We start from the raw sequence: 15,959 nt of genomic DNA, 5'->3' as shown, positions 1-15,959 counted from the left end.
ATCCATTATGTACATTCATATAAGGTGGAAAAAGCCGACAACCGAAGAGCGAAAAGTTCGCTTCGTCGGAGTCAGCTTCAATCCTCCAGTTTTCAAGCCGTATTCTTCTGATCGAGTTCCATTTGGGTTCCATCTTCTCGATAAAGGATTGGACTTGATTTTTTCAGGACAGAATCTTTCGTAATGATACACTCAGTCACTTCATCAAGTGAAGGAAGTTCATACATAATATCTAACATAATGTTTTCAATAATTGAACGTAATCCACGAGCACCTGTCTTCCGTTCGATCGCTTCTTTCGCGATTTCAAGAAGCGCATCCTCTTCGAATCGCAATGCAACGCCATCTAACTCAACCATCTTCTGGTATTGCTTAACGATTGCATTTTTCGGTACCGTTAGGATTTGGTAGAGTGTTTCTTCATTCAGCTGTTCCAACGTTGCAATGACTGGTAAACGACCGATGAACTCTGGAATCAGTCCGAAACGTTGCAAATCCTCTGGAATTAGTTTTGAAAGCAAGGAAGTTTCGTCTTTTGATTCTTCCTCAATATTCGTACCAAAGCCAATGACTTTCTGTCCTGTACGGCGTTTAATGATTTCTTCCATACCATCGAAGGCACCACCGACGATGAACAGTATATTCGTCGTATCAATTTGCAAAAATTCCTGGTGTGGATGCTTACGGCCGCCTTGCGGGGGAACGCTTGCAACCGTACCTTCAAGAATTTTCAAGAGGGCTTGCTGTACACCTTCACCTGATACGTCACGCGTTATCGATGCGTTTTCCGATTTCCGGGCAACTTTATCAATTTCGTCAATGTAGATAATCCCTTTTTCAGCACGTTCGATATCGAAATCTGCTGCTTGGATCAGTTTCAATAAAATATTTTCTACGTCTTCACCGACATATCCCGCTTCTGTTAAAGACGTCGCATCCGCAATTGCGAAAGGAACATCGAGAATACGCGCCAACGTTTGTGCTAACAACGTTTTACCGCTACCAGTAGGACCAATTAGAACAATATTCGATTTAGCAATTTCTACATCATCTACTTTACTGTTCGTATTGATTCGCTTGTAGTGGTTGTAAACCGCAACAGCCAACGACTTTTTAGCACGATCCTGGCCAATAATATATTCATCCAATATGCTTTGAATTTCACGTGGTTTTGGAACATCTTTCAGCTCGAAGTGCTCATCAAGGCCAACTTCCTCCTCGACAATTTCCGCACAAAGTTCAACACACTCGTCACAAATATAAACACCCTGACCAGCAACAAGTTTTCGCACCTGGTCTTGGGTTTTACCACAAAACGAACAACTTAAATTGTCTTTTTCATCGTTAAATTTGAACATCAAGCTCACCCCTATTCAAGTGACAATCTTACAAGATTCCCCCGGTTTTTTCAACTATTTAGAACTTACCAGCTACAACTTGCCAATAAATCCCCATCTATGAAAAACAAGGCACGGAACTCCGCACCTTGCATTTTTCATTACTTATTATTCAGTGACTTTTGCATTTTCGACGAGGAATTCAACTGTTTTGTTGAAACGCATGTCGTTTTCAAGCACTTTCGTTCCACCAAGTGTTTGTTTGATTTGGTCTACTTCCATACCGAATTGCTCAGACATTTTTTCTAGCTCAGCATTGATTTCCTCTTCGGATACTTTAATATCCTCAGCAGCACCAATTGCTTCAAGCGTCAATGAAACACGAACACGGCTAAGTGCATCGTCTCTCATTTGTGAGCGAAGTGCAGCTTCATCTTGACCAGAGAACTGGAAGTACAAGTCAAGGTTCATACCTTGCATTTGTAGGCGTTGACCAAACTCATCCATCATACGGTCTACTTCAGAATCGACCATCACTTCAGGGATATCGATTTCAGCATTTCGTGCTGCAGCTTCTACAAGCTCATCACGCATAGCTGTTTCAGCAGCTTTCTTCTTTTCTTCAGTTGTTTGCTCTTTCATCTTTACACGAAGTGCTTCAAGGCTTTCGACATCTTCATCGATTTCCTTTGCAAGCTCGTCGTCAAGCTCAGGAACTTCTTTTGTCTTGATTTCATGCACTTTCACTTTAAATACAGCCGGTTTTCCTGCTAATTCAGCTGCATGGTACTCTTCAGGGAAAGAAACTTCGATATCTTTTTCTTCTCCTTGTTTCATACCAATAACTTGTTCTTCAAATCCTGGAATGAATGAACCAGAACCGATTGCAAGGTCGTACCCTTCAGCTTTACCGCCTTCGAATGCTTCGCCATCAACGAATCCTTCGAAGTCAAGGTTTACTGTGTCGCCATCTTCAACAGCGCCATCTTCCTTCACAACCATTTCAGCTAATGCTGTTTGGCGGTCTTTCAATTGATTCTCGATTTCCTCGTCTGTCACTTCAGTATCCTGACGAGTTACTTCAAGACCTTTGTAGTCACCAAGCTTCACTTCAGGCTTCAACGTAACGTGCGCTTTGAATACGAGCGCTTTGCCTTTTTCCATTTCATCGATTTCGATTTCAGGTTGAGCAATTGGTTCTACATCTGCTTCGTCTAGTGCGTTGGAATACGCTTCTGGAAGGATGATGTCAAGAGCGTCGTTATAAAGAGACTCGACACCGTACATTCTTTCGAACATTTTGCGTGGCATTTTCCCTTTACGGAATCCAGGCGCTTGCACTTTCTTTACAACTTTCTTGAATGCTTCATCGATCGCTGCATCTACTTTTTCAGCAGGAACTTCAACTGTGAGCGTTCCTTTATTACCTTCTTCTTTTTCCCATTTAACAGACATACTAAATACCTCCGAATCATTATGACCAATATATTTTCTCACGTTTATACGCTATTTACAACCATTACAGTATATCATAGTCTTTCGATCTTTCAACAGATTTACTGTACATTACTTCTCCGGTTGTTCATCGACGGTTTTGATCATGCAATTCAAATCTGTCGAAATTATCGGGCTCCCTGTAAACATGCTTTCTATGTATTGCATATACGCTTCTACAACTTCATCAGTTGAAAAACCGTCCCAGCAAAACGGATATGCAAGGATCCCGTAACGAAGACTTGCATCAATTGCCATTTGCATACGGGTTGGATCCTTCTCAAAAAGCCCACCCAATTGATTGACGACCTTAATAGAGCGTTCATCTTGACTCGGGAGTTCGAGCTCAGCAGGAATGACACGTTTTGTCAGTCCGAATTTCCGGACCGTCACTTCCTCGTCAAAGCCAGATTCACGCAGGAGGACGAGTGCATACGTTATGATGATTGGATGCAAACTTTCCTTTTCCACAATTTGCAACAGAAGATTTTTAGTTGTTTCATCCAATTCACTGTTCTCAAAAACAGCAAGAATCTGTTGCTGCGCTTCAGACGTTCCTTCCATAAACTCCTCTAAGGTGACCGTATTGGTTTTTTGCGGCTCCACGTCCTCTCGGATATATCTATAGGAAAGTCTTTTATTCAAGTCCCTCAAATAATTGAATTTCTTCACCATGTCTGGCGGAATAATATCCTCGTCGAAGAGCGTTTCAATTGTCATTTCGACTTCTTCGTAGTCCTGCAATTGGATACTAATCGCCAAATACAACTCCATCGCGTCAAGATAATCTGTCGTTCCGCTATGTAATAATTTTGTTGCCACTTCTTTCGCTAATGAAAAGTCTTTTGTTTCATACAATGAAACTGCGTAAGGTGCCAATATCCGCGTATTATCTGGTTCAAAATGATAGGCTTGCGCGAATGCCTCGACAGCTTCCGCGTAGTCTGTATCTTCAACGGCATCGAGCCCTTTTTCAATTAGACGTTCTAAGGCGCCAGGAAACACGACGATGTTATCCTTTTTAATGAGCCTTCCATATCTATGTCTCACTGGATTTCACCCTCTCTCATCCATCAACTATATCATATAGCATTTTCCAACCGGAAATGAATTATTCACTTCTTAATTTTATATGTGCATAATAAAAAGATGACAAGAAAGTTGTGTTATACAACTTGCTTGTCAATTCTCCCTACTTTTGTTCAATTATCGTTTCATTTGTAATTGACGATCATCCTGTCATCACTATTGATAAACGCCCTGACATTAAACACCTCTTCTGTAAATCGGTATGTTTCGTTACCAATTCTCAACACTACCCCTTCCATTGCTCTCCCGATCGTAATGGAATGATCATGGGAGGTTGAGAGTATCGTTAACGAAGAATTAATTGACCCAGCTTCCCCGACTGTAATGCCCTTCTCTCCATAAACTCTTCCACCTCTAACGACACCCGTAATATGTACATATCCACCTGACTGTATTTTAGTATTTATACAGCCTTTGTCCGATATGTGTAAGTCACCTGTGCAGAAGAAATTGCTGTTCATCGCATTTGGTACCGACATGCACGACTCTGTTGACTTCATCTCGTCATAACTTTCCAATAAATCCTTCATTTCGTTATGCAATTGTTGAAGGCGATATTCAAATTTTATATCTATTTCTAAAGATAAGAAGCACTTATGCAAATCACTTCTAATATTTTTCCACGTATCATCTACTAAATGGCTTTTTTCTGTATGAACCGTGTCGACAAAAGACTTTACTTCATCTGGGAATCCGTGGAATTTCTTTAGAATAAGCGAACGTAGAAGAGGTTGTATATTATTTTTATATGGACTATTTTTGAATGATTCGGAATTGGTTACAGCTTCTAGCATTGCTAAAATCTTGTCCATAGTTGTAGAAATTCTTGTTAAGCCAGCAATCCAATCTTTTACTAGTAAGTCCTTTTCACCAGCGACAATCGTTGACCCATTACAGTTGCTATGTAATTTAACACTTCCATTAGCGTTAATTGTTGCATTGTTTACGGATTTGTGGATTTCAACTTCGCCACATGCATCTACACACATATGATCGGTAACTTCACCAAAAACTTCAACATCCCCTTTGAATGTAATATTTCCTGATGACAAATCTACGTCTCCTACATGTGTAAACTTCTGTATAATTGAAACATTAACTAATAGACCTCTTTGCTCGATATGAGGCCTTCCCGATTGTGTTGCAACCACTTTATCATTAAGGATAATGATCCCTTTCCCCGCTTGAACTTTCAAAGGATAGGTTTGTTTACACGGAATCGTTTCATTCGTTACCGTATACCCGATTTTCCCTAATGTAGGAGGATGAATGATTCCAATTAAAGAACCTTTCTCAACAACTGGGATTTTTTTCACTTCCCTAAAATCTACTTTTCCATCTTCATTCTCTTTTAACCCTTTTTCCATTTCCGTATTGACCATTAACTCAAACCAACCATTTTCACCTTGTTGTGGAGGTTTTCCTGAAGCAATTACAAACATTCCTTCTTCAATTGCTTCTGTCGCTTCTATCATCTCCGCATGACGAAAGCCTGTCGTTACTTGCAGTGTTTTCAATTCAGCAATTATTTCTTGTAATTGTAAACTGTTCGTAACTTGCTTATTATCGATAACAGACGGGGTGAGATGTTGCTTAGGTTCAGAGTCCATTAATTGATAATTCATTCGAAACCCCGGTTTTACATGCAAATCGACTTTCAACTTGTCTGGATCCATAGAAACTTTCCATTCAGTCTCTTGTAGGGTTTCTTCGGAATGAATCTCATACTTCTCACTATCTGATAAAATAATAGTTTTCTCGTTAAACTCCTTTCCATTTATTAAAACAGTCATTTTTTCGGGAATCGTTAACGTTGGAAATACCCCTTTTGTCGACTTGCATAATACTTTTCCGTCCTTTATCCACGCTTTCCCTTCCGTTTCATCAGCAGACTCTTGTTCTAATGCTTTCGCACATTCATATTCCTGTAAAATAAAAAAGTCATCTACAAAATTTGAGATGCCTTCTCGTATTTGTTTCTCTTTCTTTGTCAATTTCACAATTGCTTTCTTCGAAAAGAATAATCGTTCTTTTTCTTTCTGTAAAACTTCTATCTCCACACTATTTTTCGTACTACCCAAAATACGTAAACCAGAATAAATCGCTTCGCTAATCGTTTTTCCTTTTGTCACGATATATTTCATATTCATCATCTCTCTTAGGTGTAGTATTCAACACTAACTCCTATAACTAGCACAAAAGATATAGTGGTGTTTTTTATATAGGTCATTAGGACTTATTTAATATAACATAAAACCACCTTTAGAACCATTGCAGATTAATAAAAGCGCCAAGAGATGGCAAAGTCCCTTGGCAAATGTTATTTCTATTAAACCGCAATCGCTTGCGAACGATCAGCAACTCCAGATTTACCTAAAATGCTTGTAATATGACTTTTCATTGGCTGTTTTTTCAAGGTGTTCAAAAGCATTTTCCACTTCAATTATATTGCCTTGTTCGTAATATTGGACAGCCATTGCAACGTCTTGGGAGATCAAGCCAATATCTTGCATTCCCCAACCGAAAATGAATCATTCACTTCTAATTTTTTACAACTATAAAGCTGCCAAGAAAGTTATGTTACACCACTTTCTTGGCAGCTGTACACTAAGTTGAGTATGTCATATATCTATTACGGCCGCATTCTTTTGCTTTGTATAAGGCAGTGTCGGCATTTGCCATTAACTGCTCCATAGCAGTACCATCTTTTGGAAATGTAGCGATGCCAATACTTGAAGTTGTTGTAAAGCAGTGCTCTCCGATTTGCCATTCCTCCTGCAAGCTATTCAATATACGTTTTCCGATCTTGATAGCTTCTTTTTCATTAGTATCAGGAAGAATTATGAGGAACTCATCACCACCCTGACGTGCAAGCACATCACTCTTACGAAGCGAGAGGCTAACTCTTTCGGGAAAAAGTTTCAATAACTTATCACCGATTGAATGGCCAAAATTATCATTTACCCATTTGAATTTATCAATATCCATATATAGCAAAGCGCACTCTTCTTTATTTCTTTTAGCTTCCTTCAAAGTTTGAGTCACAATATCTTTAAACAATCTCCGATTCGGCAGCCCTGTCAATTCGTCATGGAAAGCCATGTGCGCCAACTTCTCTCGCATCATCTTTTTTTCTTCGATAACTCGAGAAACGACCAATAGGAAACTTTCATCGCTCTTTCCGTCGACAAAATATGTCCCTTTCGCTTCAAGCCATATCCATTCTTTTGCTTTATGTTCACACCTGAACTCAATTTCGGCGGATCCCCGTGATTGAAATAAAGAATATAACCGCCTTATGATTTCCGGCAAATCTTCCGGATGCACTCTATCACTAACATTTTCCCCTTCATAATATTCCAAAGGAAATCCTAAAACTGGGGTGACTGAGGGAGATGCATAGGTGATTACCCCGTTTTCATCTATGATTGTCACTAAATCAGTCATATTTTCGGCAATTAAACGATATTTTTTTTCACTGCTAATTAACGCTTCTTCAATCCTTTTCCTCTCTGATATATCACGCGATATACCGGAAAATGCAATAACATTGCCGTGTTCATCATGAAGTGGAGACAGCGTAATACTTACAGGAATCAATGTTCCATCCTTTTTCAAACACTCTACTTCCAACCCTCGTATACTTTCGTTATTTAACAAACGTGCACGGTCTCTATTTACTTGTTCCGTTTGTTTAGCTGGTATTGTCGGCATTGGTCTTCCTATTACCTCCTCAGCTTTCCACCCATACATTTCCTCAAAGGCTTTATTCACCTGTACGACATTGCCATCTAAATCTATAATATCCATCGCTTCGGCGGATGACTCATAAAAGAACCTCAATTGTTCTGTTGTTTTTTGTAGTTTGTTTCTCGTTTCGATGAGATCCGATAGGTCCGTAATGACAATCATTATGTTTTGAGAATGCTGCACTTGATTGATTAAAGGAATATGTTTCACTTGCAAATGAAGCAATTTCCCCTTTTTATCATACGCACTAGCCTGATAAGAACAAAATTCACCTTTCAAGCTTTCAGCGAATAAACACTCTACATTACTAGTACTTTCGGGGACAATTAGCTCCTGATAATTGATGTTCGCCCAGTGGGAAGTCGAATAGCCGAATAAATCAGTAGCCGCATAATTCACATCAAGCACTTTCCCACTTTCATCCAACAAGAAGATAGGATCTGGATTATGAATAAGGATTGAACTGTACATTTCATTCGAAATACCTTTAAATAATCTTTCCATTTTTTTCTCCTCCAACGATTCTCACTCATACTATTGCGGTTGCTCTTTCCTCTCGCTGTAAAATGTTTATAGGTAATTGGACTATGTTTATACTACATAGAATCACATGAATAATACGATTCATAATAGCTGCTACAAAAAAGATGGCATTAACCTTAGAATATTCAAGGATTAATGCCATACTTATTTATCTTTTTATACGTTCGCCTTAGAAACAAGGGCATCAAACATAACTATTAGCATGCATGGTACGTACAATGCAATACTGCCATTTATCGTAACAAGACCGACGCTATGCTGTATATTGTTACAACGTTTTCTCCAACTCAGAAAGTAAAGCAATGACTTGATCGGATGCTTTTTGAAGCTGTTCAAAAGCATTTTCAGCATCAGTCAAATTGCCTTGTTCATAGCTTTGGACAGCTTGTCTTGCATAATTATGCACAGCTTTATGAGGCTCTTCCAACTGTCGGAATACAGACTGGTTTTGAATTTCCGGAGAAAGGTCTCCATAGTACCACAAACCAAGCCTACACGTTTCATAAGATGAAACCTGTTGTGATTCGAGTGCTTCCAATCCTAACAATACGTTATACACTCGCCATTTCCAAAGAAGATGGTCGGTTTTCGCAACAGTAATAATATCTTTGTCATTCAACCTAATATTTGTTTCAAAGAATGTCCGGCGATACTCGTCCATTTCCATACTTAAATCGTAAATAACATTAGCAGTTGCCATCGCCACTTCTTGGGAAAGTAAGCCAAGATCATGCATCTCTGAATTTCGATGTGCAATATCCATAATTGCAGATGTCTGCTCTTCCGTCATTGCAGCAATCTCCGCAGTCGATTCGTTAATTGTTTGCATCGTAGAAACAATTCTTTCTAGCGCCTCATCAGCATTTCGCGCTTCAGCAACGCTTCGATCTACCAAATTTTCGGTATCCCGAATTTGTCGTGTAACTTGCCTGGATACACTTTGCAACGACTCCAGATTATCCGTTATTTGTATCGTCTGGGTTTTTGTATGTTCCGCCAGTTTCCTAACTTCTTCAGCAACGACCGCAAAACCTTTTCCGTGTTCCCCTGCTCTTGCCGCCTCAATACTCGCGTTCAAAGCAAGCAAATTCGTTTGATCCGTAACTTCTCGGATAACTTTAATTACACTTTGCGTTTGTTCAATTTCGTAGTTCAACTGATCGACTTGTCGAATGACATCGGCATACACATTGCCGACTTCTTGAATATCTTCCAATGCTTTATTAATAATATCTTTACTTTGTGCGGCTGTATCTACCGCTTCCTCTGTATTTTCCGCCACTTTAATAGATTGGTCGGCTACTTCCATAATGGAAGCGGACATTTCTTCAGTAGCGGCTGTAATATTCTGACTTTCAATTACGATGTTATCCATTTCGGTAATAAGTAGTTTCGTCGTATCCAAATTTGTCACATCGTTCAGTACATCCGAAACGTCAAACAGAAATGATTTAAATGTTTCCTCCATATACACTTCAACGATCAGTTGCTGATCGAAGGCAGCTAGCTTACTAATTCCGAGGACGGAATTGATCATTTTCGATGGTTGATGATGAATTTTTTCCATCAAAATTGTATTTATTATTTGAATGAGCAAATGATGCGCTGCAATAAAGTGTTCAGCCGTCAACTTAATACGACTGTGCACTTGGCCGACAATAATTCTCGTCTGTATGTACTCCATATCGACTTCCGCATGGAGAAGTTGGTCGATATACTTTTCCATCGTCATTCGTAAACGATCAATTGTGGAATGTTTAGTAATTAACTGTTTCAAATGATCTACTGTTGTAATATCCTTATAAAATCTTTCAACAATCTCTTCCTTATGCGGCAACAGTATCGGCAATACATCTCGTACATGCTCAATAGTTTCTTGCGTAACACCCATAAATAACAGTTTATTTGATATTCTTTCCTCCATGAAAGAAATTTCTTTAGCTGTAGTATTGTTGTCTAGATATTCAGTCCACGGCTTCGTTTTTCTAGTGAATAACCTCATCAGTATCCCCCTCAACCTTTTATGAACTCATTATGTTAGGAATCCCATGCCAGACTTTTCGAGATATGCCTCAAAGTTTTGAACGGACAATGGCTTGCTAAATAAAAACCCTTGCCCCTGGCTACAACCTTCTTCTAGTAGAACTTCAAGCTGCTTATCACTTTCAATCCCTTCAGCAATCACTTCAATGCCAAGTGTATTCGCCATTGTCAATATAGCCCTGACAATTGCTCTGCTTTGTTCATTGTGGTGAATATCCTGAATAAAACAAGCATCAATTTTAAGCTCATCAACAGCTAATTGTTTTATATATCTAAATGAACTGTAACCGGTACCGAAATCATCAATCGAAATTAGAATACCTAATTTTCTAATCTTTTGAAGGACAGTTGAGGCATTTTCTATATCTACAAATACACTTTCTGTCACTTCAATTTCAAGACATCCCGGCTCTAATCCTGTTTCCGTTAAAATCTCTTCAATTCGTGTAACGATGTCAGGATCAGCGATTTGACGAGCTGACATATTCACCGACAATCTAAAAGGTTGTAGACCTATTTTTCGCCATTTTATAATTTGTTGACAAGCATTACGAAGCACCCATTCACCAAGAGGAAGAATTAATCCTGTTTCTTCGGCTAACGGAATAAACTTGCCAGGTGAGATCACACCTAATTCAGGATGATTCCAACGAACGAGCGCTTCCATTCCAATCATTTTATGTTCTAAGAGATTAATCTTCGGTTGGTACTCAATTTTAAACTGCCCTAGTTGAATAGCCTTTTCCAATTCATTAATGAGCAACGTCTGCTCCAATGACTTATCTCGCAACTCTTCATGAAAAAACGCAAATTGTTTTCGACCACGCCGTTTTACAGAGTTTAACGCTGTGTCTGCTTTATTCAGTAATTCATCGGCATTCACTCCATGTTCCGGAAAGGTCGATATACCTATACTACAAGACGGTGTATACTGATCTTCTCCGAAATCGATCGTCTTTTGGAAATTCACGATAATTTGACTCGCTACACGCTCGAATCTTTCCTTTGATGAATCTTTTATTAATACCGCAAATTCATCACCGCCTAGCCGGGCAACAAAATCAGTCGGGCTAATTGTACTTTCGATTATCCGAGCTGCCTCCTTGAGCAACGAATTCCCACGCTCCTGCCCCCACACATCATTTACATATTTAAAATGGTCAATGTCGATAAGCATTAAAGCGAGTTTGTCCGTAGAATATTCCTCTACTTCGATCTCTTTCTGTAAAAGATTCATGAACATTTTACGGTTCGGGAGTCCAGTCAACGTGTCATAATAGGACAAATGATAAATTTCCATCTCTGATTGCTTTCGTTCTGTTATATCCCTCATGATAAATACAAAATCGTTAAGGGCACCATTTGCACCGAAAATTGGATTGATGCTCGTTTCTACATGCCTGTACTTGCCGCTTATTGTTCTCACACGGAACTCAACTTGCGCTGCCGTTTCCTTCCTGGCAGCTAGCAAAGTCAACTTGACTTCTAGGACTTTTACATCTTCTTTATGTATGTATTCGAAAAGATGACGGGAATCCATATTTGTTAACGTGTACCCTAAAATAGCCTCGTGGGAAGGGGATACATATTTTAAGTACCAATCTTTATTAATAATCGATATTAAGTCCGATGTATGATCGGTAATGAGACGATATTTCTCTTTACTTTTCCGGATGTCTTCTTCCATTTCTTTTCGATTAGTTATGTCATTACGAATTGATATGTATTGATACGGTTTTCCAGCATAATTTAAAAATGGAACGATTGTTGTATCGACCCAGTAGAATGATCCATCCTTCGCTTTGTTTCGGATTTCGCCTTTCCATACATCGCCTTTGCCAATCGTTGCCCACATTTGTTGAAAAAATTCCTTCGGATGATAGGATGAATTTAAGATGCGATGGTCTTGTCCAATTAGTTCTTCTCGGCTGTACTGGGAGATTTCGCAAAAACGGTCATTGACATATAGAATTACGCCTCTATGATTGGTAATTGCAACAATGGAAGATTGATCCAGTGCATATTTGATGGCATTTAATTCTTTTAACAAATCATCTTTATCCATATTGATTTCTTCCAATGGACTCATTGGTCGCATAAGTTCACTACTCCTCTTCTACTCTCCTATTCTTCTAGTCTCTAACATACTCCATAAAAAAAACCGACACCTATGGACATATAGTGTCGGTTGCACACTATCGCTCCAAGTCAGTCAAGTGCCCAATTAAATATTGCTGTTCATCGCCTACAATTCATTCGCTTTTATGTATAGTTTAACCAATACCCTCACCCCTATAGTAGACAATCTTTCCTATTCCGTCAATATAAATCACATTTGCAATATTAGTATAAAATATCTAACAGTTTTCACTCTCCATGATCGAATTTTATAATTAACCGAGCGATAAAAGTGCAATTGTTATTAGTTGTGAGTGTTACTGCGCAAATTCTTCCTTTAACCTGGCTTAAGTAAAACAGCCGGCTATTCGATGTTTAAACAAAGAATAGACGGCTATTTGCCATACATACCGTAATGGGGCATATATTCCCCATTCGAGTTAACCTTTGATTTTTCAAGGCTATTGCCATCCTTCTATGAATAATTTATACATTCACTTCTGTAAGATGTGCATCGAACATATCGATAATCGTAAGGAAATGATCCGCTTCGCGATAAACATGGTCTGCTAGTAATGGATGGATTATACTCTTAATTTTACATTCTTCAATTAATTCTCTTGCAGTCTTTTTAAAATCTCGTAATGAAGCGACAGACACACGATTTTGATCTAGGAATTGATCCAACAAAGGAACCGTTTGAGAATAAGGTCTCATCCCGTCTAAATCTCTAGCTTGGAACAGCAACTCATCAAAGTCATTACTAAAGTTTCTCGCCATATCGACTAGCTTTCTTTCCGAAGGGTCGAGCAAATGCCCAATAAACTTTGCATGGTCGGCCATAATACGTAAAAAGAACACATTCTCTTTAATAATCGCATCGGCAAGTGGTTTTAATTTACCTTCATTCAACTCTATGAGTCGCTTTCTGAAATAGTTTGCTTCTCGACTCGTATGATCTACTAACAGGGGGAAATTGTTAGCACCAGGCAACTGACAAGCAAGTATTAACCCTAACACTTTCCGTTTGAAAGCATAAATGTTCGTTGCCGCCACTTGAACTTCCGAATTGAACCTTCTAATTGTCATAGGGTCTGTTTGATTCGTAAAAGCATGCGACTGTTGTTCAATCCGTTCAAATAGTTGAAAGAAGTAATTGGCTTCTGCAATTAACTGCGTATCTTCGGCCCTAAACCCTAGTCTTAGAAACATTGAATGTTCTTTCATAATCCTTGACCAAAATCGTATTTCTTCTAATGACCGTTCCACAAACTCCATTGGCGATATGTTAGTACTTTCCATTTGACGCTCTTCATTCCAATGTATTTCAATTCCTCCCTTGTAAGAATACATACGTCTTAATCTATTCCTCACAAAGTTGTCCATATTACTAGCATTCCTTAAAGAGATTAGTAATTCATATAATATAAATGATGTTCGGCGATAATAATGCGGAAAATGGATTAGCCTTAGAACAGAAAAAAAAGCGGCACAAACGTTTTGCTTCAACGTTTGTACCGCTTTTTTAAGTACGTCCCAGGAGGGATTCGAACCCCCGACCCACAGCTTAGAAGGCTGTTGCTCTATCCAGCTGAGCTACTGAGACATGTTGTTAGGAACTAGTGATTACCTAACGACAAATTTTATTATAGACAGGTTCAATCGAAAAGTCAACGGTTATTTGCGATATTTTTTATTTCCACCGTAATTACTGTTTCCATTGACATGTTTTTGAAGTAAACCCGGTAATTATCCTCCCATTCTATCTCTGCGAAAGTAGGTTGCTTGCCTTCCCTTGGGAGAATTGTGCTTCCTGGATTGACGAATAATATCCCGTCCCTCAATTCAGCCCCATAGGAGTGAGAGTGACCGAATAGGACGATGTCCGCACCTAGTTCAAGCGCATGATAATAGAGCGGCAACATTGTACGTTTACAATCATGCTCATGACCATGCACCATCCAAATTTTCTTGCTGCCGACTTCAACGATAACCGAATCAGGGAAACGATGGTCCCTATCACAATTACCTTTTACGATGTGGATATTAGTCAATAATGTATCATCCCATGCTAATTCACTGTCTCCGCAATGAAAAATTGCATCCGCTTGCAACGCGGAAACGGCATTCACCGTTTCCTTATCGCCATGCGAATCGCTCATAACAATGACTCTCATTGCTGTTCACCTAACGAATGTAGCAATTGCGGCAAATGTTCGTTCAACTGCCGAAGGGCTGCGCCTCGGTGTGAAATCTCACCTTTTTCTTCCGGTGATAATTCAGCCATCGCCTTACCTTTTTCAGGAGAATAAAAAATGGGATCATAACCGAAGCCGTTTACGCCTCTTCTTTCTTCCAATATTATACCTTCACAACTTCCCGAAAACGTGACAGTCTCTACCCCAGGCCCCGCAACAGCGAGGACACAACGGAAACGCGCCGTACGTTCATTTTCAGGCACTCCTTGCAGCTCTGACAGCACTTTGTCGATATTGGCATCATCATTCTTCGGCTCGCCCGCGAAACGCGCAGAATAGACGCCTGGAGCCCCTTGTAGCTTATCGATTTCCAAACCACTATCATCTGCAATGACCATAATTCCTAATAACTTTGACACAGTCTCGGCCTTCAAGACTGCATTTTCCTCAAAAGTACTTCCCGTTTCTTCTACATCAATGTCCTGTTCGAGATCATTTAACGTTTGCACTTCAAAATCATATGGGCTAAAAAGTGTTTCAAAATCTTTTGCCTTCCCTTTATTGTTCGTTGCAATTAATATCTTCTTCATCGTTCTTCGTCTTCCTTTCCGCCAATAAGCGTACCGATTTCTCCAAGCACTTCCTTTTGAATGCCAATCAGTCTTTGAATGCCCAATTCGGCTAGCTCAACGAGATCGTTCATTTCCTGTCTTGTAAATGTCGCTTCCTCACCGGTTCCTTGTAATTCAACAAATTCTCCTGCACCAGTCATAACGACGTTCATATCGACAGCGGCCGCCGAATCCTCAGGATAATCAAGATCAAGAATGAGCTGGCCTTCAGCCGTCTTCCCTACACTAATCGCGGCTAAATAGTCACGTATTGGAAAAGTGCTCAATTCTTTCTCTTTCACCAATTTGGAGATAGCAATACTCATGGCGACAAATGCCCCCGTAATAGATGCTGTCCGCGTGCCTCCATCCGCTTGGATAACATCGCAATCAATCCAAATCGTCCGCTCTCCTAGCGCACCAAGATCAATTACCGCACGCATTGCACGTCCGATTAAACGTTGAATTTCCATCGTTCTTCCGCCTACTTTTCCACGTGAAGATTCCCGTTGAGTCCTTTGACCCGTCGCACGAGGGAGCATAGAATACTCCGCAGTCACCCATCCTTGTCCACTTCCTCTTAGAAACGGCGGAACCCTTTCCTCAATGGATGCAGTGCAAATCACTTTCGTATTTCCTACAGAAATGAGTACCGATCCTTCCGGATGTATTAAATAATCCGTATCAATCGTTACCGGCCTTCCCGTATTTGCAGTTCTTCCATCATGCCTCATATTGGATAACCTCCACTATTTAAATTCAGCATCCATCTTACC

At 39.6% G+C, this 15,959-nt stretch carries 11 protein-coding genes and 1 tRNA gene; all 12 read right to left on the bottom strand.

The window, feature by feature from the left end:
- Positions 1-92: 92 nt before the first annotated feature.
- The 12 genes from clpX to rph all read right to left on the bottom strand — a co-directional run bounded on the left by clpX (position 93) and on the right by rph (position 15,917).
- Positions 93-1,358 carry an ATP-dependent protease ATP-binding subunit ClpX gene (gene clpX / locus QM454_RS11975; RefSeq protein ID WP_432358340.1) on the bottom strand — a complete coding sequence of 422 codons (1,266 nt, stop codon included), beginning with the start codon at positions 1,356-1,358 and terminating at the stop codon, positions 93-95.
- A 147-nt stretch (positions 1,359-1,505) separates the two neighbouring features.
- The gene (gene tig / locus QM454_RS11970) at positions 1,506-2,792 is read right to left on the bottom strand and encodes a trigger factor (RefSeq protein WP_432358338.1); all 1,287 of its coding nucleotides are present in this window, start codon (positions 2,790-2,792) and stop codon (positions 1,506-1,508) included.
- 111 nt (positions 2,793-2,903) lie between these two features.
- Complete coding sequence (locus QM454_RS11965; RefSeq protein ID WP_432358336.1) at positions 2,904-3,881, bottom strand: tetratricopeptide repeat protein; 978 nt, start codon at positions 3,879-3,881, stop codon at positions 2,904-2,906.
- Between the two features lie 164 nt (positions 3,882-4,045).
- Positions 4,046-6,064 (bottom strand): flagellar assembly protein A, encoded by a 2,019-nt coding sequence (locus tag QM454_RS11960; RefSeq protein WP_432358334.1) that lies wholly within the window; start codon positions 6,062-6,064, stop codon positions 4,046-4,048.
- 463 nt (positions 6,065-6,527) lie between these two features.
- Entirely contained in the window at positions 6,528-8,141 is a 1,614-nt protein-coding gene (locus QM454_RS11955) for a PAS domain S-box protein (RefSeq protein ID WP_432363983.1), read from the bottom strand.
- Between the two features lie 340 nt (positions 8,142-8,481).
- Positions 8,482-10,215: a methyl-accepting chemotaxis protein gene (locus QM454_RS11950; RefSeq protein ID WP_432358332.1), complete on the bottom strand. Its 1,734-nt coding sequence runs from the start codon at positions 10,213-10,215 to the stop codon at positions 8,482-8,484.
- A 30-nt stretch (positions 10,216-10,245) separates the two neighbouring features.
- Positions 10,246-12,354: a bifunctional diguanylate cyclase/phosphodiesterase gene (locus QM454_RS11945; protein WP_432358330.1), complete on the bottom strand. Its 2,109-nt coding sequence runs from the start codon at positions 12,352-12,354 to the stop codon at positions 10,246-10,248.
- 506 nt (positions 12,355-12,860) lie between these two features.
- A complete protein-coding gene (locus QM454_RS11940) occupies positions 12,861-13,676 on the bottom strand; it encodes a DUF2935 domain-containing protein (protein ID WP_432358328.1) in 816 nt (271 codons plus the stop codon).
- A gap of 230 nt (positions 13,677-13,906) precedes the next feature.
- A tRNA-Arg gene (locus QM454_RS11935) sits at positions 13,907-13,980 on the bottom strand.
- A gap of 64 nt (positions 13,981-14,044) precedes the next feature.
- Positions 14,045-14,551, bottom strand: a complete 507-nt coding sequence (locus tag QM454_RS11930; protein ID WP_432358326.1) for a metallophosphoesterase — start codon at positions 14,549-14,551, stop codon at positions 14,045-14,047.
- A complete protein-coding gene (locus QM454_RS11925; protein ID WP_432358324.1) occupies positions 14,548-15,162 on the bottom strand; it encodes an XTP/dITP diphosphatase in 615 nt (204 codons plus the stop codon). The genes QM454_RS11930 and QM454_RS11925 overlap by 4 nt, the downstream gene beginning before the upstream one ends.
- Positions 15,159-15,917, bottom strand: a complete 759-nt coding sequence (rph, locus tag QM454_RS11920) for a ribonuclease PH (RefSeq protein WP_432358323.1) — start codon at positions 15,915-15,917, stop codon at positions 15,159-15,161. The genes QM454_RS11925 and rph overlap by 4 nt, the downstream gene beginning before the upstream one ends.
- Between the last annotated feature and the right edge of the window lie 42 nt (positions 15,918-15,959).

The sequence above is a fragment of the Sporosarcina sp. UB5 genome (assembly GCF_050859005.1).
Taxonomy (GTDB): domain Bacteria; phylum Bacillota; class Bacilli; order Bacillales_A; family Planococcaceae; genus Sporosarcina.
The sequence above is the reverse complement of the archived record's forward strand: the minus strand, read 5'-3'. Positions and strand labels throughout refer to the sequence as shown.

Coding starts and splice junctions, on each gene's coding strand:
- QM454_RS11945 (WP_432358330.1), bottom strand. CDS start 12,354: ATGCGACCAATGAGTCCATTGGAAGAAATCAATATGGATAAAGATGAT.
- QM454_RS11955 (WP_432363983.1), bottom strand. CDS start 8,141: ATGTACAGTTCAATCCTTATTCATAATCCAGATCCTATCTTCTTGTTG.
- QM454_RS11950 (WP_432358332.1), bottom strand. CDS start 10,215: ATGAGGTTATTCACTAGAAAAACGAAGCCGTGGACTGAATATCTAGAC.
- QM454_RS11925 (WP_432358324.1), bottom strand. CDS start 15,162: ATGAAGAAGATATTAATTGCAACGAACAATAAAGGGAAGGCAAAAGAT.
- QM454_RS11930 (WP_432358326.1), bottom strand. CDS start 14,551: ATGAGAGTCATTGTTATGAGCGATTCGCATGGCGATAAGGAAACGGTG.
- clpX (WP_432358340.1), bottom strand. CDS start 1,358: ATGTTCAAATTTAACGATGAAAAAGACAATTTAAGTTGTTCGTTTTGT.
- rph (WP_432358323.1), bottom strand. CDS start 15,917: ATGAGGCATGATGGAAGAACTGCAAATACGGGAAGGCCGGTAACGATT.
- QM454_RS11960 (WP_432358334.1), bottom strand. CDS start 6,064: ATGAAATATATCGTGACAAAAGGAAAAACGATTAGCGAAGCGATTTAT.
- tig (WP_432358338.1), bottom strand. CDS start 2,792: ATGTCTGTTAAATGGGAAAAAGAAGAAGGTAATAAAGGAACGCTCACA.
- QM454_RS11940 (WP_432358328.1), bottom strand. CDS start 13,676: ATGGAAAGTACTAACATATCGCCAATGGAGTTTGTGGAACGGTCATTA.